Below are 22,506 nucleotides of genomic sequence, written 5' to 3'. Positions count from 1 at the left end.
GACGGGGCCCGAAGTATTCAGGCGGTCAGGGGGCCCGGGGCGCCGCGTCGGGCCCGCCGCGCCCGGGACCGCTCCAGGGCGCTCTCCCGCTCGCGTTCGCGGGCCCGCTTCTTCGGCAGGCCCATCGCGACGACCTCGAAATTGCCCTTGGTGACGTCGAGCCGGTGGAACAGGTTGTCGGGGCCGGTCACGTACAGCGTCCCGACATCGAGGCCCTTGAGGGACTCCACCATGCTCGGCCAGTGGATCGGCCGGTCGAAGGTGTCCAGCATCATCGTGCGCATCCCGGCGGCGTCCCGTACGACCGTGCCGTCGTGGTCGACGACGACGGGAAGCGCCGGGTCGGCGAACCGGTACGCGCCGAAGACCTCCTCCTCCGCCTTGCGGCGCAGCGCCGTGAAGGCCGCCGCGTGCACGGGCGGCCGCATCGAGTACATCGAGTAGCCGCCCGCCGCGCTGATGCCCGCCGTCAGGGCGTCGAGGTCCTTCTCCCGTACGGACAGCATGTGGAAGCCGGCGTCGAGCCGGCCGGAGGAGTCGTACCAGGCGCCGCGGTCGTCGAACCCGGCGAGGATCTCGTCCAGGCGGTCCTGCGGGGTACGGACGAAGCAGTGGGTGACCACGTCCTCGTACGCGGTGGAGAAGTACTCCTCCTCGCAGCGGGCCAGCTCGGCGGTCAGCCGGACCACGTCGGGGAAGGACAGCGACCCGACGAAGGCCGCGGTCGCCTTCTGGCCGAAGCTGGGCCCGGCGCACACGGTCGGGGAGACACCGAGGGCGTCCACGGCACGGTCGGCCAGCGCCATCGAGTTCACGAGGAACGCGATCTGGAAATCGACGGAATAATCCTCCTCGGCGTCCCGGAAACGGTCGAACACCGAATACCCGAGCGCCTCGTCGGCTTCCGCCAGGCGGACCCGTGCGTACGGGTCGAGGAGCAGGAACTTGCCGACCTCGGCGAACGACGCGGGGCCCATGCCGGGGAATACGATCGCGGTCCCGGTCCGGGTGTCCGAGGAGCCGGCGGCACCAGCCGCGGCAGTCGCATCGGAATGAGTCATGGTCCTGAATACCTTTGCTTCGGAGAAGTCGTGCGGGGAAGGGAATCGCCGTGAAGCGATGCGAAAAGACCCCGCACCCGGCCCGGGCGCCGGAGCGCCGGTCCGGGCACGAGGCCGGGAAGGGAAAGGGAAGAGGAAGGGGAGGGGACGGGCGGTGGTTCGGGTCGGCGGGGCGGGTCAGTCCTGGGCCCTGCGGTGGAAGCCCTTGATGCCGATCGCCCCGAAGATCAGGATCGCCGCGGTGAGCGCCGCCAGGTCCACGCCCAGCGGGATCGATCCGGGTCCGCCCGGCGGCAGCAGCAGCGCGCGGATGCCCTCGCTGACGTAGGTCAGCGGGTTGACGGCGCACAGCACCTGGAACCAGCGGATGTCCGCCAGCCCGTGCCACGGGAACTGGGTGCAGCCCGTGAACATCAGCGGGGTCAGCGTCACCGCGAAGACGATGCTGATGTGCCGCGGCGGGGCGAGCGTGCCGATGGTCAGGCCCACCGTGCTGCCGGCCAGCGCGCCCATCAGCAGCACGCCCAGCGTGGCGGGGAAGCTGTCCATCGGCCAGGACGCGTGGTCGAGGACCAGGAAACCCATCGGGATCATCAGCAGTGAGGCGATGATGCCGCGGATCATGCCGAAGACCAGCTTCTCCACGGCGACCAGCGTGGTGGGGATCGGGGCCAGCAGCCGGTCCTCGATCTCCTTGCTCCAGGAGAAGTCGATGATCAGGGGGAGGGCGGTGTTCTGGAGGCTCACCAGGAAACTGTTGAGCGCGACCACACCCGGCAGCAGGACCTGCTCGAAGCCGCCCCCGGTGTAGCCGAGTTCGCCGAGGACCTTGCCGAAGACGAACAGGATGAAGAAGGGCTCCACGAGCACCTGGGCGAGGAAGGTGCCCAGTTCGCGCCCGGTGACGAAGACGTCCCGCCAGAGGATGAAGAAGAAGGTACGGGTCACCGAGCGGACGCCGGTGGGCGCGGGCCGCAGCTGCCGGGGGAACCCGGAGACGGGGTCGGAGACGGAGTCGGGGGCGGTGGCGGTCTTCATCGCAGCTCCCTGCCGGTCAGCTCGATGAAGACGTCCTCCAGCGTGGCGGTCCCCACTTTGATGTCCTTGATGTCGCAGCTCGCCGCCGTCAGGGTGGTGATGGCGGCCGGAAGCACCGCGCCGGGCGGCGCGTCGCTGTAGAGACGGAGCCGTACGGGCGCGTCGACGCCGAGCGCCGGACCGTGAGCCGGGCCGTCCGCGGGCTCGGCCGCGGCGCCGTCCGGGCGCGGCGGCTCGATCCGTTCGACCCGCGTCACCGCCTCGATCTTCTCCAGCAGGCGGATGACCTCCGCCGCACCGGACGCTTCCCCACCGGGGCCTGCCGTACCGGGTTCCGCCGGCCGGACCGTCAGGGTGAGGGCGGTGCCGCTGAGGCTCTGCATCAGCGCCTGCGGGGTGTCCAGGGCGAGGAGCCGCCCGTGGTCCACGATGCCGACGCGGTCACAGAGCCGGGCCGCCTCGTCCATGTCGTGGGTGGTGAGCACGGTGGTCACGCCGCGCCCGCTCAGCTCGGCGACCCGCTCGTGGATGAACAGCCGGGCCTGCGGGTCGAGCCCGTTGGCCGGCTCGTCCAGGAACAGCACGTCGGGCCGGTGCATCAGGGCGCGGGCGATCATGACGCGTTGGGTCTGGCCGCCGGAGAGCTGGTCCCCGCGGTCCTTGCCGCGGTCGGCGAGCCCCACCCACTCCAGGCATTCGCCGGCCAGGCGGCTCCGTTCGGCCCGCCGCATGCCGTGGTAGCCGGCGTGGAAGGTCAGGTTCTGCCGCAGTGTCAGCGACTGGTCGAGGTTGTTGCGCTGCGGGACGACGGCGAAGGCCCGGCGGGCCTGGGCGGGATGGGCCACGACGTCGACGCCCTGCACGAACGCGCGCCCCGCCGTCGGGGCGACGCGGGTGGTGAGGATGCCGATGGTCGTCGTCTTGCCGGCTCCGTTCGGGCCCAGGAATCCGAAGACCTCGCCCCTGCGGACCGAGAAGCTCAAACCGTCCACCGCCGGCCGGTCACGGTCCCGGTACTTCTTGACCAGTCCGTCGACCACGACAGCGGAATCCACGGGTCGTTCAGGTTTCATTTGTTCCTGCGAATCAAGCGGGACGCGGCGACGGCGGTCCGGCGGGTTCGCGCGGGGAATGTCGCGTGACCGGCCGCGCGTCGGGCGCCGACTGAATAGGACACGGAAGTGATGCGCGCCCTGTCTAGCACGCGAGGCCGCACCACGGGCCAACAGGCCCCGGACCTAGGGGGAATGAGGAAATCGCTAGGGGGGAATAGGGGTGATCACGTATTGCGGTCCCGATGAATATCCTCATAGCATCTCCGGGTGATCGCGGCGGACCAACTCCGATCACCTCACCATTTTCGCGAGGAGACCCCGTGAAAGCACTCGTCCTGCCGGGGGGATCCGGTTCCCGTCCGCACCCCCCGCCCGCCACCCCTGCCGTGCGGCTCCACCCGGCGTCGGGGAAACCCGTCCTGTTCCACGTCATCGAGGGCATCGCCGACGCGGGCATCACGGACGTCGGCATCGTCCTCGGTGACACCGCCGAAGACGTACGGGCGGCCGTCGGCGACGGCGCCCGCTTCGGCGTCGCGGTCACCTACCTCCCCCAACGCGGGCCGCTGGGGCCCGCCCGCGCCGTGCGCACCGCGCGGGACTGGCTGGGCGAGGAGGACTTCGTGACGCACCCGGGGGACGCCTTCGCCCCCGGCGGCATCGGCGAGCAGCTGGAGGAGTTCCGCAGCCGCCGTCCGGCGGCGCAGGTCGTACCGGGCCGGGCCGGGGTGTACTTCTTCACGGACGCCGTGCACGAGGCCCTCGACGCCGTCCGGCCCACCGCCCACGGCGAGTCGGAGATCGAGGACGTCCTGCGGTGGCTGGCCGGACAGGGCCTGGAGGTCGTCTCCAGCACCGCGGGCGACCACCGCGAGGCACAGACCCCTTCATGAAGGCCCTCCGCACGGGAGGCGTCGGCCGTACGCCCGACCACGAGTCGAAGGCACCCACCCGAGGCGGAGTTCCAGGGAGCATGACCCATGCGCACGGCCGGCCCCCCGACGGGGAGACCACCCCCGACGAGGTCGGCCTGATACAGATCCGGCAGCCCGCACTCCAGAGCAGCTACCGCATGATCTGCTTCCCCAGCTCACGGAACTCCCCGCTCTGCTACCTCGCCATGGCCGAACTGCTGCTGCCCACCGTGGAACTGCTCGTCGTCCAGTACCCCGCCATGCCCGCGGAAGAGGACCTCGACCCGGCGGCGCGCGCCCTGCTCGCCGACAAGGTCTTCGAAGCGGTACGGGGCTGGGCCGACCGGCCGTTCGCCCTCTTCGGCCACCGCCTGGGCGCCGAACTGGCCTACTCGGTGGCGTGCCGGCTGGAACGCGAGACCTACGCCGCGCCGTTGACCCTCTTCGTCTCCGGGCGGACGGCCCCCGGCCACCGCGGCAGCCTCGGCCCGCCCGCCCTGACATGCCGGGTCGTCGCCCTCACCGCCCAGTACGACCGGTACGCCGCTCCGGCCGGTGTCCGGGCGTGGCGGCGGTGCACGTCCGGCGGTTTCGACCTGGAAGTCTTCCCCGGAGCCCAGGGCTACCTGAGGTCGTACCGCCGGGAGGTGGTCAACGTCGTCCACGACCAGCTCATCTCGCTCGGCGAACCAGACCCGGAATGACGGGTGTTGAGGGGTACTCAGGGGCTCTCAGGGGTCGTTCAGGGGTACCCGGCCCCCGGAGCCGTGCCTAGCGTGCGGGGTGGAGAGCTGTGTCGTCCACGTACGTGACCGGCGACGACGGCACGGCCGGCGGCGCGTCACGCGACACGCCTCACCGCACCAACCCACGGGGACGGCACCGGCCGGCCCCGCATCCCCTGTGAAGCTCGCGAATCCCGCGATCCACCCCTGAACGGGCCCGACGCACCGCCGGCCCGGCGCACCGCACGCCGCCCGGCCGTGTCCCGGCCCAGAGGAAGGACATTGTGCGACCGATGACCGCGAAGATATGTGCAGCAGACTCGGTACGTCCCGTCGAAGAGTTCGAACAGGACGCCCTCCGGGTGGCCGAGGCGATCCGCGAACGCGGCATCGGCCTCGGCGACCGGGTCATGCTGAAGGCCGGCAACTCGGCGAGCTACGTGTGCGTCCTGTACGCCCTCATGCACGTCGGTGCCTCCATCGTCCTCGTCGACCAGCAGGAACACGCCGAGGAGACCCGCCGGATCGCCGTCCGCACCGGCGTGAAGATCACCTTCGTCGACGACGAGACGCCCGTCTACCCCGACGCCGACCCCGTCCACCTGTACGAACTCATGGTGGCCGTCTCCGACCACGAGCCCACGGACAGCGCCCTGTCCTTCGACGCGTGGGGCGAGCTCCCCGACGGGCTCATCATGTGGACCTCCGGCTCCACCGGATCCCCCAAGGGCGTGGTGAAGTCCGGGGGTTCCTTCCTGCGCAACCTCCGGCGCAACGCGGACCAGGTCGGCCACCGGGCCGACGACGTGCTGATGCCGCTGCTGCCCTTCGCCCACCAGTACGGCCTGTCGATGGTGCTCATCGCCTGGCTCACCCGCTGCTCCCTGGTGATCGCCCCCTACCGCCGTCTCGACCGGGCCCTGCGCATGGCCCGCGACGCCGGGGTCACGGTCATCGACGCGACACCGTCCAGCTACCGCAGCATCCTCGGCCTGATCGGCCGGAAGCCCTCGCTGCGCGCCCACCTGGCCGACACCCGGATGTTCTGCGTCGGCGCCGCGCCCCTCGACGCGCCGCTCGTGGAGCGGTACCGGCAGGAGTTCGGGCTGCCGCTCCTCGACAGCTACGGCTCCACGGAGCTCGGCAACATCTCCTTCGCCACCCTCGACAACCCGGTGGCCTGCGGCCGGGCCATGGAGGGCATCCGCCTGCGGATCACCGGCGAGGACGGCGTCGAACTGCCCGCGGGGGAGACCGGCGAGATCGAGGTCGACACCCCCGACGCGCTCCTGGGACAGGTGGCCGAGGACGGCACCGTCGTCCCGGCCCACGCCACGGGCTGGCAGGCCACCGGAGACCTCGGCCACCTCGACGCCGACGGCAACCTGCACGTCCTGGGCCGCAAGTTCGCCGTGCACCGGATGGGATACACCCTCTACCCGGAGCTCATCGAACGGAAGGTGGCCGCCCAGGGCTGCCCCACCCGCATCGTGCCCCTGCCCGACGAGCTGCGCGGTTCGCAGCTGGTGTTCTTCGTCGAGGACGAGGAGCTGCGGGACGCCGGCCACTGGCGGGAGCGGCTGTGCGCCCTGCTGCCGGCCTTCGAACAGCCCAACAAGGTGGTGGTGCTGGAGCAGTTCCCGCTCAACCGCAACGGCAAGCCCGACAAGAAGGCGCTGACCGAGCTGGCCGCCGCCCAGGCGTGACCGTCCCGGCGGCACGGTGAGGGCGCCCCCGCCCGGCGGGGGCGCCCTCACCCGTACGGGCTGACGCCCCCGGCACGGTCCCGCGTCAGGCCTCGTAGGGCAGTTCCACGGGCGCCAGCGCCTCGAAGAGGTCACCGGGGCCGGGGTTGTCCGGGTGGGTCGCCCCGCCCAGATGGTCCACCACGCCCCACACCGCGTTCAGCGCCGTGGTCACCGCGCCCTCCGCGAACCCGGCCGTCCACGACACGTCGTCGCCGCAGAGGAAGAACCCGCGCTGCCGCTCCGGCAGCCCGCGCTGCATGAACTGCGTGAACAGCCGCCGCTGGTAGCGGTACTGGCCCGGCAGGTTCGACTTGAACGCGCCCATGAAGTGCGGCTCGCTCTCCCACGTGACGGTCAGCGGATCGCCGATCACGTGCGACCTGATGTCCAGCCCGGGATAGATCGCCGCGAGCTTCTCCAGCAGCACGTCGAGCCGCTCCCGTGCGCTCAGCGTCGCCATCTTCGCCGAGTCGTCGTTCCACGTGTACGACAGGCACATCACCCCCGGCCGGTCCGGGCCGTCGTCGAACAGGTAGACCCCGCGCGGCATCCGGTCGGTGAGGGTCATGCTCATCACCGGCAGCCCGGTGCCCGGGTCCACGTCGCGCCAGAACGGCCGGTCCGTCAGGACGAACAGCTTGGACGAGCCCATGTAGTGGGTCCGCTCCACCGCCGTCCACAGCGGCGCGCTCAGCAGCTCCGGATCCGCCTCCACACGGTTCAGCAGGGTCCACACGTGCGGGGTGTACACCACGGCCGCGAACCGGTCCCCGCGCCCGTCGGTGCCGGTGACGGTGAACTCCTCCCCGTCGCGCGCGACGGCCCGCACCCCCGGCCGGGGCGCCCCGCCGTGCAGGGAGGCCAGCGAGGTGCCCGCCGGCCAGTGCGCGCACTGGCGCGGCCGGTGTTCCCACAGCCCGCGCGGTACCTGCTGGGAGCCGCCGCGGATGGCCACCTGGTCGTCGTCGGCGCCCGTGTAGACCACGCGCAGGATCTCCAGCAGCGAGTTCGGGAAGTCGGTGTCCCAGCCGCCGGTGCCGAAGCCCACCTGCCCGAAGATCTCCCGGTGCCGGAACGACCGAAACGCCGTACTGGTCGCGAGGAAGCCGTAGAAGGACTGGTCGTCGAACTCCCGCACCAGCCGGTCCCAGACGTGCTTGAGCGTCTCGACGTCGCGCCGCCGGACCGCGTCGCGCATCGTCGCCAGCTCGGCCCGCTCCTGGAGCGCCTTCTCCCAGGCGTCGGCCACCTCCTGGTAGACGCCCGGCAGTTGATCCGCGCGGCGCACGGTGTGGCGCACGCCGCCCAGGTCGACGAGGGTGCTCGGGGTGTGCGCCGCGAGGGGGTTGGGGAACGGGCTGGTCCGCAGCCCCAGCAGGTCGATGTAGTGGAACAGCGCGCGGGCCGACAGCGGGAAGCGCATCGCGCCCATCTCCGCCACGCAGTCGGGCCGCCCCGGGAAGGGCACCGAACGCATCCGGCCGCCCAGCGGGCCGGCCTCGTACACGACCGGGCGCAGACCGAGGCGCATCAGCTCGTAGGCGGCGGTCATCCCCGCCATGCCACCGCCCACGACGGCCACCGGCGTTCCGGCGCGCCCCGGCGGCAGGGCCCCGAGGCCCGCCGGATGGTGGAGCCAGCCGTCGTAGGAGAACGGGAAGTCCGGCACGAGCATGGTGAGGGGGGCCGGGCTTGCTGATGTCATCTGGAGTACCTCTCGGGCCGGTTCGGCATCGCTTCGAGGGGGAAACCGGAGACGAGCCGGCGCGGCCGGGGACGCGGCGTCGGAGCGGGACCGGACGGCGGGAGACCCACGCGCCGCCGTGCACGGTCGGTCCGGTCCCCGCACGCTACGCAGCGGCCCCGGAGCCGGACAACCCCTATCGACCCGGGTGACCCACCCCGCCCGCGGCGCCGCCCGCACTGGCGCCGGCCGCGGCCACCCGGCGGGCGGGCACGGCGATCGCGGTGACGACCAGACCGCGCCGCACGAGCCACCGGCCGGTGAACGCCGTCACCGGCCGGCCGTCGGGGCCGGTCCCCGGACGCAGGACCCGCGCCCGGAAGGTGCCGGTCCGCGGATCGTCGTCGTCCGCGCGGAAGGACAGGGCGGCGTCCTCGAAGTCCAGCTCGGTACCCACCAAGGGGTACCAGGTCTTGTACACGGCCTCCTTGGCGCTGAACAGCAGCCGGTCCCGGCACAGCCCGGCCGCCCCGCCCACCGGGGCGGTGCGGGCCCAGGCCAGCTCCTGGGGGAGCGCGATCGACTCCAGGACCCCCCGGGGCAGCGGCCGGTCCGGCTCGGCGTCGATCCCGACCGCCATCAGGTCGCTGTCCCGGGCGAGGACGGCGGCCCGGTACCCGGCGCAGTGCGTCATGCCCCCCACCACCCCGGCGGGCCACTGCGGCACGTTGCGCTTCCCCGGCAGGACGGGAGCGGGCGGCAGTCCGAGGGCCTTGAGCGCACGCCGGGCGCAGCCCCTTACCGTCGTGAACTCCTCGCGCCGCCCCTCCGTGGCGGTGGCGACCAGGGCCGCCTCCTCCGGGTACAGGACCGCGGATCCGTCCGGCCCGAAGGCCTCGTCGGCGCGCGCCGCATCGGGCAGCAGGGTCTCGATCACGTCCGGGCCTTCCCGTCGTCGGTCGTGGGGCCCGGCAGGGTGGCCGCGGTCCCCGTCCGGGCCGTGCCCTCCTCGGGCAGGCCGGTGTAGGGCAGGATCTGCCGCAGCAGGCCCTTGGGGTGGCCGCGGCGCCGCCACTCGCGCGGGTAGCCGATCGACACCTCCTCGAAGCGCACCCCGTCGTACCAGGTGGTCCGGGGGATGTGCAGGTGCCCGTAGACCACGGCGGCCGTACGGAACCTGCGGTGCCAGTCGGTGGTGAGCACGGTGCCGCACCACTGGGCGAACTCCGGGTGCCACAGCACGTCGGTGGGCTCGCGGACCAGCGGGAAGTGGTTGACCAGGACCAGCGGCACCGCGGGGTCGTGGGCCTCCAGCCGGCGCAGCGTGCGCTCGACCCGGTCCCGGCACCAGGCGTCCCGGCCGGGGTGGGGGTCGGGGTGCAGGAGGTACTCGTCCGTGCAGACGACGCCGGCCTCGTGCGCCCGCGCCAGCGACTCCTCCTTCGTCGTGACGCCCGCCACCCGGAACGTGTAGTCGTACAGCAGGAACAGCGGGGCGACGGCGACGGGGCCGCCGGGGCCGCGCCACACCGGCCAGGGGTCTTCGGGGGTGGTCACGCCCAGCCCGCGGCACAGCTCCACGAGGTACCGGTAGCGTTCCTCGCCGCGGGACTGGACCGGGTCCTCGCGCGGCGTCCACAGCTCGTGGTTGCCCGGGGCCCACACCACCTTGGCGAAGCGTCCGGACAGCAGGCGCAGCGCCCACTCGATGTCCTCGCTGAGCTCGCCGACGTCCCCGGCGACGATGAGCCAGTCGTCCGGGTGCGTCGGCCGCAGGGATTCGGTGATGGGCCGGTTGTCGGCCATCCCGATGTGCAGGTCGCTCACCGCGAGCAGTCGGGGTCCGGCCTCGGTGGCGGACCCGTCGGCGGGAGCGGGGCGGGCGGGCGGATCAGGCAGTGTGCGCGACATCGATGTCCCAACTGACCGGTAGGTCTTGACGACGGGTGATGTTGATCTTCCTATACACCCGGGTCAGATGCTGTTCCACGGTGCTGACGGTGATGAACAGCTTGTCGCTGATCTCCCGGTTCGTGTACCCGTGCGCGGCGAGCGTCGCCACCCTGCGCTCGGCGTCCGTCAGGGAGGACACCGCCGCGGGCCGCGGCCCCGAGGGGCCCGGTTGCGGGGCGGCCACGGGCGTCGGCGGCTCGCTCGGCGCGGGCTGGTCGCCGCCCTGGTGGGGCTGCGCGGGTTCCTCCCGGCCGTTGCAGGCCTCGGCGATCCGCCACGCCCGGCGGGTGCAGGTCTTCCCGCGGGCCGCGTCGCCGAGCCGCTCGTAGGCCGCCCCGAGATCGGCCAGGGCCCGGGCGAGCTCGTGGGAGTCGCCCTCCTCCTGGAGCAGGGCCACGGCCCGGTCCAGCAGGGCGGGCCGGTCGGGCAGGGGCCGTGCGCCCGCCAGGACGCGCAGGGCCATGCCGCGTACCCGCGGTCCGGCGTCGGCGGCGAGCTGCTCCCGGGCGAACCGCTCCGCTTGTTCCCGGTTGCCGAGGGCCAGCGAGGCCTCCGCGACCCCGACCCGCCAGGGCGCCAGCCCCGAGCGGTCGATGGCCCAGTCGCGCATCAGCCTTCCGCAGGTCATGAAGTCCGTGAGCGCCGCGTGGTGCCGTCCGGTGGCGAGCTGGTGCCTGCCACGCGCGTAGACGTAGTGCAGGCCGTAGCGCGTCAGCAGCATCTGCTCCGGCACCGGGTGGTCCACCAGCGCGGCCGCGGCCTCGTGGTCGCCCATGGCGGTCCGGGCCTCGATGAGGGCGGCCAGCGGCATGCCGATGCCCACGCCCCAGGCGTGCGGCGGGAGTTGCTCCAGCGCCTGTTCGGCCAGGCGCCGCGCCTGTACGAGTTCACCGCGGCGCAGCGCCATGTGCGCGCGCATCGCCTGCATCACGGCGGTCCATCCGGGTGCGTCGCGCTCGGAGGCCTCCACCAGCAGCCGGTCCGTCCACAGGGCCGCCGGGCCGAGCCGGTCCGCGTACAGCAGGGCCAGCAGGCACGCCCGTACCGTGACGTGGGTCTCCTCGGTGAGGCGGGTGCCCGCGAGGATCCGCTCGGCGGTCTCGGTGAACGCCTCGTCCGCCGAGGCCCGGTCCCGGCGGTCCGCGGCCGGGGTGCCCGTCTGCGTACCGAGGACACCCTGGAGCACCTCCATCGCGGCCGTCATGCCGTCCTTCGGGGCGCCCGCCGGGTGCTCCGCACCGACCCCCGCCGTCCCCAGTGCGCCGTCCAGCCGGTCCAGGAGGGTCGGGTACGTGGAGGCCAGCACGAGGCGCACGCCCCGCAGTTCGGTGGTGAGCGTGGGGTCGGCGGTACCCGGCATGTCCGTGACGGCGTACTGGATGGCGGTCGCCGCGTCGTCGATCCAGCCGTTCCACAGCAGGTCGCCGACGAGCCGCAGGGAGTCGGTGACCGGCAGCGTGCCGTCCCGCAGGGCGGCGTTCAGCGGCCGGAGTTCGTGGGCCCACGCGGACGGGTTCACCCGCCAGATGAACTTGGCCATGCTGGTACGCAGCTGCAGCCGCTCCCGCTCGTCCCGGGAGCACTCCTCCGCCAGCCGCAGGCAGCGCACCGCGAACCCGATCCGCTGGGAGGCCAGCGCCGCGTGCGCGGCTTCGCTCAGCACGCCGGGGGCCCACTCCTCGTCGGGAACCTCCGCCCCGTGACCCAGCAGGTGCGCGGCGACGGCCACCGGCGCCGCCCCGGCTTCGTACAGCAGCCGCGCGGCCCGCCGGCGCAGCCGGGCCACGGCGTCGTCGGCCAGGCTCTCCAGCACGGCCGTCCGTACCGCCCCGTGCCGGAAGCGCGCCCCGTGGAGGATGCCCGCCTCGGCGAGGGCGGCGACCACCTGTTCCACCGTGCGCTCCTCGGCCTTCACCAGCCGGGCCAGGAGCGGCAGCGGGCCGGCGTCGTCCAGCAGCGCGATGCCCTGGGCGACCCGCAGACCCTCGATGCCGGTGCGGTGGACGCAGATCAGCGCGTTCTGGAGGAACTGCTCGCCCGCGTGGACGGGCCCGTCGGCCGGCTCCGCGTCCCGGAGCCGGGGTATCAGCTCGTCGACGAGGCTGTGGACCAGCAGCGGGTTGCCGCCGGTGGCCGCGTGGAGGGAGGCGGCCAGGCGGGCGGTGTGCGCCGGCGCGGCCGCCGTGCCGGAGGCCGCGGGGTCCGCGTTCCCCGTCCGGTGGGCCAGCAGTGCCTCCACCCCGCGCGCGGTGAGCGGGCCCAGCCGCAGGCGGGGTCCCCCGGCCTGGCGGAGCAGCTCCTCCAGCACTTGCGGCGGTGTCGCCCCCGCGTCGGGGCCACGTGTCACCAGCAGCGAGAGGTCCGCCCCCGTGCCGCGGGCCCGGCCGAGGGCGTACAGCAGGCAGTGCAGGGACTGCGGATCGGCGTACTGCACGTCGTCGATGGCGATGAGGAGCGGTCCGCGTGCCGCCAGGCCCGCGAGCCGGGCGTGGAACGCCACGAGGGTCTGCGCGGGGACGAGTCCCTCACTGCCCGGCTGCCCGTGCAGCGGGAGGGGGCCGGAGGCGTCCCGGGTGTCGCGCAGCAGTTCCTCCGCCACGCCGAAGGGGATGTCCTGTTCGGCGGCGGAGGTCACGGCGCTCAGGAGCCGGACGCCCGCGTCGGACGTCCGCTCCAGCACGCGGTGGAGCAGTGCCGTCTTGCCGGACGCCACCGGGCCGCTGATCACCGCTGTCCGGCCGGGTCTGGAGGGGTCGTCGGGAGCGGGGCCGTGCGGCATCGCCTGTCCGGCTCCGTGAGCGGTGCCGTGGGACCGGGCGGCGCCGGTCATCCAGGAGGTCAGCTTGACGATCTGTTCATCCCGCTCCACCAACATGGCTGTGGAAGCCTCCCCAATGAGATGCGAAACGCTGCATGTCGGTTCCATGGCATGACATGGCTATTCCTTCGAGTTCCCGCGCGGGCAGGAAGGGGTGCCCGAGGAGCGCATGGAATTCAGCGCTCACCGCTGGTCAAACGGCAGACCTGTTCTTCCCGTTCGGCAGGTTGGACGGAACTCTACCAACTTCCGGACGGACAACTGCTCGAACTCCTTTCGTAGATGAGACGCGGCCAAGTCGAGTCTGGTTCATCGAAATCGGCGCGAGTCCGTTCCGTCACGATGGGAAACCTCAAGGAAACCTCAAATGCACGGGCATTCAACAGTTCCGGCTCTAGGGGTGGGCGTGCGGAGAATAGGGGTCGCAAGCGGTGGAGAAGCCGCCGCGGCTGCTCGTTCAATGGTGGGGGGCGGGCCTTCGGAGGCCCGCGGGAACCGATGAGCCGCCCGCACCGCGGGGCAGGGGTCGAGAGGGCACATGACGACGAGCCTCACCGCGAAAGTGGCCGAGCTGCACTCCCTCCGTGAGGAGGCGCGGCGTGGGCCGAGTGACCGGGCGACGGAGGCGCAGCACGCCAAGGGCAAGCTGACCGCCCGGGAGCGGATCGCGCTCCTGCTCGACGAGGGTTCGTTCCGGGAGGTCGAGCAGCTGCGCCGGCACCGGGCGACCGGTTTCGGTCTGGAGGCGAAGAAGCCCTACACCGATGGTGTGATCACGGGGTGGGGGACGGTCGAGGGCCGGACGGTCTTCGTGTACGCGCATGATTTCCGGATCTTCGGTGGTGCGCTGGGCGAGGCCCACGCGACGAAGATCCACAAGATCATGGACATGGCGATCGCGGCGGGTGCTCCGCTGGTGTCGCTGAACGACGGTGCGGGTGCCCGTATCCAGGAGGGCGTTTCGGCGCTGGCCGGGTACGGGGGGATCTTCCAGCGGAACACGAAGGCCTCGGGTGTGATCCCGCAGATCTCGGTGATGCTGGGTCCGTGTGCGGGCGGCGCGGCGTACAGTCCGGCGCTGACGGACTTCGTGTTCATGGTGCGGGACACCTCGCAGATGTTCATCACGGGTCCGGACGTGGTCCGTGCGGTGACGGGTGAGGAGATCACGCAGAACGGGCTCGGCGGTGCGGACGTGCACGCGGAGACCTCGGGCGTGGCGCATTTCGCGTACGACGACGAGGAGACGTGCATCTCCGAGGTCCGGTACCTGATCACGATGCTGCCGTCGAACAACCGGGAGAACCCGCCGGTCCACGAGAGTGACGATCCGCGGGACCGGCGTTCTGAGGTGCTGCTGGACCTGGTGCCGGCGGACGGGAACCGTCCGTACGACATGCTCAAGGTGATCGAGGAGCTCGTCGACGAGGGTGATGTGCTGGAGGTCCACGAGCGGTGGGCCCGCAACATCATCTGTGCGCTGGCGCGGCTGGACGGGCAGGTCGTGGGCATCGTCGCGAACCAGCCGGGGCATCTGGCGGGTGTGCTGGACATCCACGCGTCGGAGAAGGCGGCGCGGTTCGTCCAGCTGTGCGACGCGTTCAACATTCCGATCGTCACCCTGCTGGACGTTCCCGGGTTCCTGCCGGGCGTGGACCAGGAGCACGGCGGGATCATCCGGCACGGGGCGAAGCTGCTGTACGCGTACTGCAACGCGACGGTGCCGCGGATCTCGTTGATCCTGCGCAAGGCGTACGGCGGTGCGTACATCGTGATGGATTCGCAGTCGATCGGCGCGGACCTGACGTACGCGTGGCCGACGAACGAGATCGCGGTGATGGGTGCCGAGGGTGCCGCGAACGTGATCTTCCGCAAGCAGATCGCGGACGCCGAGGATCCCGAGGCGATGCGGGCGCGGATGGTCAAGGAGTACAAGGCCGAGCTGATGCACCCGTACTACGCGGCCGAGCGTGGTCTCGTCGACGACGTCATCGATCCCGCGGAAACCCGTGAGGTACTCGCGAGCGCCCTCGCGATGCTCCGCACCAAGCACGCCGACCTGCCCGTCCGCAAACACGGCAACCCGCCGATGTGACCTGGCCGACAGGCCCGCGGGCGCCCGGCGCCCCGACCCCCTGGGCCCGGTCCGGGGCACCAGGCAGCCGTACCCTGAAAGGCACAGATCGCACCATGACCGCCCAGCCCCCCAACGGAGTGACCCCGCCGCTGGCGCCGACCGAGACCGACCGGACGCTGCACTTCGCCGGCCAGGCCACCTTCGGCCGCATCCCCCGCCTCGACCAGGTGGAGAAGGCGGACATCGCGGTGGTCGGGGTCCCGTTCGACGGCGGTGTCACCTACCGCCCCGGGGCCCGCTTCGGCGGCAACGCCATCCGCGAGGCCTCCCGCACCCTGCGCCCCTACAACCCCGCGCAGGACGTCTACCCCTTCCACTTCAGCCAGGTCGCGGACGCCGGCGACATCAGCGCCAACCCGTTCGACACGGGCGAGGCGGTGGAGACGATCGAGGCGGCCGCCGACGAACTGCTCGCCGGCGGCGCCCGGCTGATGACCCTGGGCGGCGACCACACGATCGCCCTGCCGCTGCTGCGTTCCGTGGCCAAGAAGCACGGGCCGGTCTCCGTCCTGCACTTCGACGCGCACCTGGACACCTGGGACGACTACTTCGGTCAGCAGTACACCCACGGGATGCCCTTCCGCCGGGCCGTGGAGGAGGGCGTCATCGACACCTCCGCCCTCTGCCACGTCGGAACCCGCGGCCCCATCTACGGCAAGAAGGACCTCGACGACGACGCCAAGCTGGGCTTCGGCATCGTGACCTCGGCGGACGTGATGCGGCGCGGAGTGGACGAGATAGCCCAGCAACTGCGCGAGCGGGTCGGCGACCGGCCCCTCTACATCTCCATCGACATCGACGTCCTGGACCCCGCCCACGCCCCCGGCACCGGTACGCCCGAAGCCGGCGGCATGACGTCCCGCGAGCTGCTGGAGATCCTGCGCGGCCTCGCCGACTGCCACCTGGTCTCCGCCGACATCGTGGAGGTCGCGCCCGCGTACGACCACGCCGGCATCACCTCGATCGCCGCGTCGCACGCCGCGTACGAGCTGATCACGATCATGTCCAAGCAGATCGCTCCGGTCCGCTGGGGCGTCGCGCAGTAGCCGCGCGGGCGCGGCCGCCGCACGAGCGGCGGTCCGCGCCCGTATTCGTGAATTCACCCCGACGAAACGGCGGCGGCACGAAAGCCATTCGGCATTCATCCGGGCCCCGGTGGACCCCGCCGTGCACCGTTCGCCTTTTCCTTGCGATCCGTGCGGCCCGTGTCAATAAAACGCAGCTAAAATCGGCGACATTCTTCCGCCGGGTGCGGCCGGGAATTGAGCCGTGACGCGTCCCCCCGACCATGCCCCGGCGCGGGCGCCGAGGTCATCCTTTCGTTCATAGAGTTCACGGACCGCCGTCATTCGAAGGCGGCGGCCGCCTCCCGCAGCGCGCGGGCCACCAGTGCCGGGTCGTACGCCGCCGACGGCCCGGGGGTGTAGGTCACCGAGCGCAGACCGCCGGTGTAGCGGAAACCGCGGTGGCGTTCGTAGAGCGGCCAGGAAACCGGGGACTTGCGGTCCACGCCCACGCTGATGCCCTGCAACGGCGCCATCCCGATGAGCTGGTGGACGCTGCCCGACCGGCCCGTCTCCACGCCGTCGACGAGGACGCGGAACTCCCACCGCAGTCCCTCCAGCGCGGTGGCCCCGAGCGTGACGGTCCGGCGGCCCGCGGACAGGGGCCCGGCGTCGGTCTCGTGCAGCTCGCCGTACTCGTTGTAGGCGAACCGCAGCCGGCCGTCCTCCACGTACAGGCTGTAGCCGCCGCCCTGGTCGCCGTGCGAGACCAGCACGCCCTGGTCCGACGCGGCGTGTTCGTCGAGCTCCACGGTGACCTCGAAGGAACGGAAGGAGATGAGCCGGGAGGACCTGTAGCGCTCCAGCTCCGGCGTCCCGGCCAGCAGGGTGAGGGGGCGGTGGAACCGCTCCTCGTCCGGGTTGCGCCGGGCCAGTGCCCCGCCGGCGTCGACGAGCGGGAAGACGCCGTTGCGCCAGGCGGCGGCCTCCCACGCGGCCGCCAGCTCCTTCACCACCTCGGGATGGTCCGGAGCGACGTCGGTGGTCTCCGTCGGGTCGGTCCGCACGTCGTACAGCGCCCATTCGCCGTCGTCGTACGGTGCGCCGGGCCGGTGGAGGGTGACCAGCTTCCAGCCGTCGCGGTAGTAGCTGCGGTTGCCGGACATCTCGCAGTACTGCTCGGTGTGGGCGCTCGGGGTCCGGGCGTCGCGGAGCACGGCGGCGAAACCGGCGCCGTCGAGTTCCTGAGCGGGGCGCGAGCGCCACACCTCGGGGCGCCGCACACCCGCCAGTTCCAGCAGGGTGGGGGTGACGTCGGTGACGTACTGGTACTGCGCGCGCACCCCGGAGTCGCCCTCGGCCCGCCGCAGGCCCTCGGGCCAGGAGATGACGAACGGCACGCGCACACCGCCCGCGTAGGTCTGGCCCTTGTAGAGCCGGAAGGGGGTGTTGGAAGCCATGCCCCAGCCGCGCGGGTAGTGCACCAGGCTCCGCGGGCCGCCGATCAGGGCGGTGTCGCGCTCCACGTCGCCGTTCCAGTCGTCCGGTACGGGCTGGTGGACGAAGCGGCTGAAGTAGCTGCGGGTGCCCTCGGCGCCGCCCTCACCGGTGCCGCCGTTGTCGGAGGTGAACACGATGACGGTGTTGTCGAGCTCCCCAAGGGCCCGCAGGGTGTCCGTGAGCCGCCCGAGGTTCTGGTCGATGTTGTCGACCATCGCCGCGTAGACCTCCATGTAGCGCGCGTAGCGGCGCTGCTGCTCGGCGGTCAGCTCGTCCCAGGGGCCCACGTCGAAGCCCGCCTCGGCGTTGCGGTCCGGCAGGACGGTGCCCTCGGGGAACAGACCGGCGGCGACCTGCCGCGCGAACCGGGCCCCGCGCAGTGCGTCCCAGCCGACGTCGTAGCGGCCGTGCTGCCGCTCGATGTCCTCCGGTTTGGCCTGGAGGGGGCCGTGGACGGCGTTGTGCGCCACGTAGAGGAAGAACGGCTTGTCGGGATCGTGCGCGCGCAGCGACTTCACCATCGAGATGGCCTCGTCGGTGATGTCGTCGGTGTAGTAGTAGCCGTCGGGCAGTTCGTCGATGTCCAGCGGGCTGTTGTCGCGGACCAGCTGGTGCGGGTGGAAGAGGCTCGTCAGGCCCTCCAGCACGCCGTAGTACCGGTCGAAGCCCTTCTGCAGCGGCCAGTTGCGCCGGTCGTCGGCGGCGTTGGAGGCGGAGTCGCGGGTCAGGTGCCACTTGCCGACCGCGTAGGTGGCGTAGCCGGCTTCGTGCAGGAGCTCGGCCAGGGTGGGGACGTCCTCGCTGATCTCCATGCCGTAGCCCGGGAACCCGGGATCGGAGTTGGCGACCGACGCGTAGCCGACCCGGTGCGGGTTCAGGCCCGTGAGCAGGGCGGCGCGGGCCGGTGAACACAGCGGCATGGTGTGGTAGTTGGCCAGGCGCAGACCGCGCTCGGCCAGCCCGTCGAGCACCGGTGTGGCGATCTCCGAACCGAAGGGTCCGATGTCGCTGTAGCCCATGTCGTCGACGAGGACCACGACCACGTTCGGGGCGCGCCCGCCGGGGCGGCGCCGCGGCGGCCAGGCGGGTTCCGACTCGGAGAAGGTGCGCCCGGCCCGGCCGGCGAATCCCTCGTACGGGTCGCTGCGGTGCACGCTGCCGGTCACGCGCGGGGCTCCTCGGAAGCGGAAGCGGAAGCGGGGGCGGCCGGGGAGGGGAGCGGGGCGTCCGGAGGTGTGGCCCCGCGCCGGTTGAACGGAAGCCCGCCGAGTACGACGGCCATGCCGCAGGTGTTGGTGAGGGCGGAGAAGACCAGCCCGGCCGCGATCCCCGCGGACAGCAGCTGGAACGCCGGGTGGACGAGGAGGGCGAGGGCCAGGCCCAGCAGGACGACGGCGCCCGCGGTCAGGCGGACCTGGCGCTCCATGGCCCACACGGCCCGGGACCGGCCCGCGGGGCGGTCGAGCCGGTGCCCGCCGGCCGCCCAGGCGGCGGTGCCCCCGATGAGGACGGACGCGTCGACGCCGTCGGACGCCAGGGCGGCGACGGCGTTCTCGGCGCGGGCGCCCGAGGCGCACACCACCAGCAGGGGCTTGCGGGCGGCGGCCTCCCGGAGCTCCGGCAGGGCCCGCCCGACACGGTCGAGGGGAATGTTGACGGCGTCCGGCAGGTGACCGGAGGCGAACTCACCCGGGGTACGGACATCGACGACGGTCAGCTCGTGGAGGCGGGGGAACGCCTCGCTCACGCTCAGGGCGGCGGAAACACTCATGGCGGATCGTGTCCTTGGCAGAGGGGACGGCGTGCGCGGAAGACCGGCGGCACGTGCCGGGGATGCTAGACCTCGCCGCGCCCCCGGGGCCGCAGACCGGCACGAATGCCACACGCCCGCCACGTTGCGGCAACAACCGGCGACGGCCGGCCCCTGCGACCCGGCGGACGGCCGGATCCGCGGACACCGGCCCCGGGCAGCCCGGCGGACTACCGGCCCCCGGGGGAGGTCGCCGTGTGCAACCGCACCCGCACGGCCGCCAGCCGGACGCGCAGCCGCTGCGGCGGCGTGGGAGGCAGGCCCCGGGACGTGCCGCGCGCGTAGTAGCGCTCGATGTAGTACTGGCCCGCGCTCAGCACGGTGGTGACGGCGATGTACCAGAGGGTGGCCACCATCAGCAGCGGGATGACCTGGTAGTTCTGGTTGTAGACCAGCTGCACCGAGTACAGCAGGTCGTGCACGGCCAGCACGCTGACGATGCTCGTCCCCTTCAGGGTGCCGATCAGCATGTTCCCGGCGGTCGGCACGATCGAGCGCATGGCCTGGGGAACCACGATCCGGCGCAGCGTACGCACCCTGCCGAGGCCCAGCGCCTGCGCGGCCTCGGTCTGCCCGGGGTCCACGGACAGGATGCCGCCGCGCACCACCTCGGAGGCGTACGCGGTCTCGTGCAGGGTCAGTCCGATGACCGCGGTGAGGGTCGGGCCGAGCAGGTTGACCGTCTTGACGGTGAAGAGCTCGGGGCCGTACGGGATGCCGAGGCCGAGCGTCGGGTACAGGGCGCCGATGTTGAACCAGAACAGCAGCTGCACCAGCAGCGGCGTGGACCGGAAGATCCATACGTAGCCCCAGCTCAGCGTCCGCAGGACGGGGTTGGCGGACAGCCGCATCACCGCCAGCACGGTGCCGAACAGGAAGCCGAGGACCATTACCGCGCCGGTCAGCCACAGGGTCAGCAGCAGCCCGTCGAGAACGGCGGCGGTGGTGAAGTACCGGCCCACGACGTCCCATTGGAAGGCGTCGTTGCGGACGACGGACGAGAGCACCATGGCGAAGACCAGCAGGGCGGCGGCCGCGGACAGCCGGCGCCCGGTGCGCCGGCGCGGCACGATCGGCGGCAGGCCGGGACCGGTACCGGGACCGGTACCGGGACCCGCCGCGCCGGCCGGAGCGTCGGCAGGGTCGGCAGTGGCGGCAAGTGGGGCGGCGGCGGGGGTGTCGGAGACGTCGGAAGGGGTGGGCATGGGGAGGCTCTCCAGGTGAGGGATCGCGGGTGTGGACGGACCACCCGGTGCCGCGCGCAGGGCCGCGGCACACGGCTCCGCGGGGGAGCGGGGCTGCCGGATTCGGGTCGGTGCCGTCACGCTCGCCGCGTCCCTCAACGCGACCGGAGGGGCTCCTCCCGCACGGTGGAGCCGATCCGCCGTCGATCGTATGCGTCCACGGTGCGGCCGTGTCAACCACGCACCGGCCGACGGGCCGGGTCGCGTCCGCCATCCGGTCCCTTGCTTGACGAAGAGCATCGTGTACTGCTCAAGTAGTCACATGAATGCCCATCAGCGCCTGGTTTCGCGCGACTACATCGACTTCGGTCGGGTGTGGTCCGCGGCTTGTTGCGCCTGACGCGGCAGCGGGCTGCCCGACCGGCCCTTCCCTCCTTCGGTGACCCCGTCGCGGGCCGAGATCTGCCCCCTCCCCGGCACTGACGCCCCCGGCGCCGTGCCGCGAGCGCGCGCCGCCGCCCGCCCGATTCCCCCGACGCCCGGCGTCGTCACGCCCGCAGCACCCCCGCACGCACATCTCTGATGCATCGTCACATCGACTTGTCCGGAGGGCAGTTCGCCCTGCCCTTCCTTCCCGCACGCGATCGGTCGCCCCGAAAGGCCACTCCATGCCCGTGGAATTCCTCGGCATAGCCGCCACCAACAACGGCTCCGAAACCACCGCCCGCTCCGGCGCCGCCTTCGACAAGGAGTACACGCTCCGGCTCGCCCGGGCCCACGAGGACCACGGCTGGGACCGGGTGCTGTTCGCCTACGGCTCCGGCTCCCCGGACCCCTCGCCGGCCGCCGCGTACATCGCGAGCAGGCTGGACCGCCTCCAGATCCTGCTGGCCCACCGGCCCAACGTCTCCTACCCCACCTTCGCCGCCAAGACCTTCGCGACCCTCGACCAGATCAGCGGGGGCCGGCTGGCCGTGCACTTCATCACCGGCGGCAACGACCACGAGCAGGGGCGCGAGGGGGACACCCTCACCAAGGACGAGCGCTACGCCCGCACCCGCGAGTACATCCGCATCGTCAAGAAGATCTGGACCACGCACGAACCCTTCGACCACGAGGGCGAGCACTACCGCTTCCACGACTTCGTCAGCGACGTCTTCCCCGCCCGACAGCCCCGCCCCGACGTATCGTTCGGCGGATCCTCGGCCGCCGCTTACGCCGCCGGAGGCGCCGAGGCCGACGTCTACTGCCTGTGGGGCGAGCCGCTGGCGGAGACGGCCCAGCAGATCGAGGCGGTGAAGGCCGCCGCGGCCGCCGCGGGCCGCACGGACGTACCGCGCATCCAGGTCGCGTTCCGCCCGATCATCGCCCCGACCGAGGAACTGGCCTGGGAGAAGGCCCACCGTACGGTCGGTGCCATCCGGCGGCGCCGGCAGGAGGGCGCCGTACCGCGACGCCACCAGGGCGGCGTCCTGGAGGCCGCTGCGCCCCAGAACACCGGATCGCAACGCCTGATCGCCATCGCCGAAGCGGGCGAGCGCTACGACCGGGCCCTGTGGACCCCGACCGCCGCGGCCACCGGCGGCGCGGGCAACTCCAACGCACTCGTCGGCACCCCCGAGACGGTCGCCCAGGCCCTGCTGGACTACCACGACCTCGGCGTCGACATCCTCTCGGCCCGCGGATACGACCTCCTCGACGACGCCGTCGACTTCGGCCGGTACGTCATCCCGCTCGTCCGCGAGGAGGTCGCCAAGCGCGACGCCGCGCGCGCGGACCAGGATGCCGGGCGCCCGGCCGGCACCCCGCACGAGACCCTCAGAGCGGTGCGCGGGTGACCACCGCGGCACGCACCGACCACCACCACGCTCCGCC

The 22,506-nt window shown here is 72.3% G+C and carries 16 protein-coding genes; 6 read left to right on the top strand and 10 right to left on the bottom strand.

What is annotated here, in order from left to right; all coding sequences use genetic code 11:
* Positions 1-17: 17 nt before the first annotated feature.
* From AC07B0_RS13835 to AC07B0_RS13825, 3 genes are all read right to left on the bottom strand, one after another.
* Positions 18-1,061, bottom strand: coding sequence for an ACP S-malonyltransferase (locus AC07B0_RS13835; protein WP_356875488.1), 1,044 nt, complete (start codon positions 1,059-1,061; stop codon positions 18-20).
* 177 nt (positions 1,062-1,238) lie between these two features.
* On the bottom strand, positions 1,239-2,099 hold the full coding sequence (locus tag AC07B0_RS13830) for an ABC transporter permease (protein WP_356875486.1): 861 nt from the start codon (positions 2,097-2,099) through the stop codon (positions 1,239-1,241).
* Positions 2,096-3,154, bottom strand: a complete 1,059-nt coding sequence (locus tag AC07B0_RS13825) for an ABC transporter ATP-binding protein (RefSeq protein WP_478898163.1) — start codon at positions 3,152-3,154, stop codon at positions 2,096-2,098. Before AC07B0_RS13825 ends, AC07B0_RS13830 begins: the two co-directional genes overlap by 4 nt.
* Before the next feature lie 320 nt (positions 3,155-3,474).
* Between AC07B0_RS13825 and AC07B0_RS13820 the strand changes: the two genes are divergently transcribed.
* The 3 genes from AC07B0_RS13820 (at position 3,475) to AC07B0_RS13810 (ending at position 6,499) form a co-directional block, all read left to right on the top strand.
* Complete coding sequence (locus AC07B0_RS13820; protein WP_467292911.1) at positions 3,475-4,047, top strand: sugar phosphate nucleotidyltransferase; 573 nt, start codon at positions 3,475-3,477, stop codon at positions 4,045-4,047.
* A gap of 80 nt (positions 4,048-4,127) precedes the next feature.
* The gene (locus AC07B0_RS13815; protein WP_469379451.1) at positions 4,128-4,772 is read left to right on the top strand and encodes a thioesterase II family protein; all 645 of its coding nucleotides are present in this window, start codon (positions 4,128-4,130) and stop codon (positions 4,770-4,772) included.
* Positions 4,773-5,086: 314 nt separating this feature from the next.
* Positions 5,087-6,499 carry a class I adenylate-forming enzyme family protein gene (locus AC07B0_RS13810; RefSeq protein WP_469379453.1) on the top strand — a complete coding sequence of 471 codons (1,413 nt, stop codon included), beginning with the start codon at positions 5,087-5,089 and terminating at the stop codon, positions 6,497-6,499.
* Positions 6,500-6,584: 85 nt separating this feature from the next.
* Here AC07B0_RS13810 and AC07B0_RS13805 read toward each other — a convergent pair whose 3' ends face one another.
* The 4 genes from AC07B0_RS13805 to AC07B0_RS13790 all read right to left on the bottom strand — a co-directional run bounded on the left by AC07B0_RS13805 (position 6,585) and on the right by AC07B0_RS13790 (position 13,047).
* Positions 6,585-8,246, bottom strand: a complete 1,662-nt coding sequence (locus tag AC07B0_RS13805; protein ID WP_478898161.1) for a flavin monoamine oxidase family protein — start codon at positions 8,244-8,246, stop codon at positions 6,585-6,587.
* Positions 8,247-8,421: 175 nt separating this feature from the next.
* Positions 8,422-9,162 (bottom strand): 4'-phosphopantetheinyl transferase family protein, encoded by a 741-nt coding sequence (locus AC07B0_RS13800; RefSeq protein ID WP_478864176.1) that lies wholly within the window; start codon positions 9,160-9,162, stop codon positions 8,422-8,424.
* On the bottom strand, positions 9,159-10,136 hold the full coding sequence (locus AC07B0_RS13795; protein ID WP_469379459.1) for a metallophosphoesterase family protein: 978 nt from the start codon (positions 10,134-10,136) through the stop codon (positions 9,159-9,161). Before AC07B0_RS13795 ends, AC07B0_RS13800 begins: the two co-directional genes overlap by 4 nt.
* Positions 10,117-13,047, bottom strand: a complete 2,931-nt coding sequence (locus tag AC07B0_RS13790) for a helix-turn-helix transcriptional regulator (protein ID WP_469379461.1) — start codon at positions 13,045-13,047, stop codon at positions 10,117-10,119. Before AC07B0_RS13790 ends, AC07B0_RS13795 begins: the two co-directional genes overlap by 20 nt.
* A gap of 487 nt (positions 13,048-13,534) precedes the next feature.
* On the opposite strand from AC07B0_RS13790, the gene AC07B0_RS13785 reads away from it, so the two are divergent.
* On the top strand, positions 13,535-15,091 hold the full coding sequence (locus AC07B0_RS13785) for an acyl-CoA carboxylase subunit beta (RefSeq protein ID WP_469379463.1): 1,557 nt from the start codon (positions 13,535-13,537) through the stop codon (positions 15,089-15,091).
* Between the two features lie 95 nt (positions 15,092-15,186).
* On the top strand, positions 15,187-16,179 hold the full coding sequence (gene speB, locus AC07B0_RS13780) for an agmatinase (RefSeq protein WP_356881107.1): 993 nt from the start codon (positions 15,187-15,189) through the stop codon (positions 16,177-16,179).
* Positions 16,180-16,478: 299 nt separating this feature from the next.
* On the opposite strand, the gene AC07B0_RS13775 is transcribed toward speB, so the two are convergent.
* The 3 genes from AC07B0_RS13775 to AC07B0_RS13765 form a co-directional block, all read right to left on the bottom strand.
* Positions 16,479-18,803 carry an arylsulfatase gene (locus tag AC07B0_RS13775; protein WP_478898158.1) on the bottom strand — a complete coding sequence of 775 codons (2,325 nt, stop codon included), beginning with the start codon at positions 18,801-18,803 and terminating at the stop codon, positions 16,479-16,481.
* Positions 18,800-19,408 carry a rhodanese-like domain-containing protein gene (locus AC07B0_RS13770; protein WP_469379467.1) on the bottom strand — a complete coding sequence of 203 codons (609 nt, stop codon included), beginning with the start codon at positions 19,406-19,408 and terminating at the stop codon, positions 18,800-18,802. The genes AC07B0_RS13775 and AC07B0_RS13770 overlap by 4 nt, the downstream gene beginning before the upstream one ends.
* Positions 19,409-19,617: 209 nt before the next feature.
* The gene (locus AC07B0_RS13765) at positions 19,618-20,652 is read right to left on the bottom strand and encodes an amino acid ABC transporter permease (protein WP_478898156.1); all 1,035 of its coding nucleotides are present in this window, start codon (positions 20,650-20,652) and stop codon (positions 19,618-19,620) included.
* A gap of 647 nt (positions 20,653-21,299) precedes the next feature.
* Here AC07B0_RS13765 and AC07B0_RS13760 point away from each other — a divergent pair.
* A complete protein-coding gene (locus tag AC07B0_RS13760; protein ID WP_478898154.1) occupies positions 21,300-22,469 on the top strand; it encodes an LLM class flavin-dependent oxidoreductase in 1,170 nt (389 codons plus the stop codon).
* Positions 22,470-22,506 lie beyond the last annotated feature (37 nt).

Source organism: Streptomyces sp. NPDC044704, assembly GCF_056433525.1.
Note: the sequence above shows the minus strand (reverse complement) of the source record. Positions and strands in the feature narration are given on the sequence as shown.

What these genes read in the sequence shown, in the direction of transcription:
- AC07B0_RS13765 (WP_478898156.1), bottom strand. Translation starts at nt 20,652, where the DNA reads ATGCCCACCCCTTCCGACGTCTCCGACACCCCCGCCGCCGCCCCACTT.
- AC07B0_RS13805 (WP_478898161.1), bottom strand. Translation starts at nt 8,246, where the DNA reads ATGACATCAGCAAGCCCGGCCCCCCTCACCATGCTCGTGCCGGACTTC.
- AC07B0_RS13770 (WP_469379467.1), bottom strand. Translation starts at nt 19,408, where the DNA reads ATGAGTGTTTCCGCCGCCCTGAGCGTGAGCGAGGCGTTCCCCCGCCTC.
- AC07B0_RS13810 (WP_469379453.1), top strand. Translation starts at nt 5,087, where the DNA reads ATGACCGCGAAGATATGTGCAGCAGACTCGGTACGTCCCGTCGAAGAG.
- AC07B0_RS13785 (WP_469379463.1), top strand. Translation starts at nt 13,535, where the DNA reads ATGACGACGAGCCTCACCGCGAAAGTGGCCGAGCTGCACTCCCTCCGT.
- AC07B0_RS13835 (WP_356875488.1), bottom strand. Translation starts at nt 1,061, where the DNA reads ATGACTCATTCCGATGCGACTGCCGCGGCTGGTGCCGCCGGCTCCTCG.
- AC07B0_RS13795 (WP_469379459.1), bottom strand. Translation starts at nt 10,136, where the DNA reads ATGTCGCGCACACTGCCTGATCCGCCCGCCCGCCCCGCTCCCGCCGAC.
- AC07B0_RS13830 (WP_356875486.1), bottom strand. Translation starts at nt 2,099, where the DNA reads ATGAAGACCGCCACCGCCCCCGACTCCGTCTCCGACCCCGTCTCCGGG.
- AC07B0_RS13815 (WP_469379451.1), top strand. Translation starts at nt 4,128, where the DNA reads ATGACCCATGCGCACGGCCGGCCCCCCGACGGGGAGACCACCCCCGAC.
- AC07B0_RS13760 (WP_478898154.1), top strand. Translation starts at nt 21,300, where the DNA reads ATGCCCGTGGAATTCCTCGGCATAGCCGCCACCAACAACGGCTCCGAA.
- speB (WP_356881107.1), top strand. Translation starts at nt 15,187, where the DNA reads ATGACCGCCCAGCCCCCCAACGGAGTGACCCCGCCGCTGGCGCCGACC.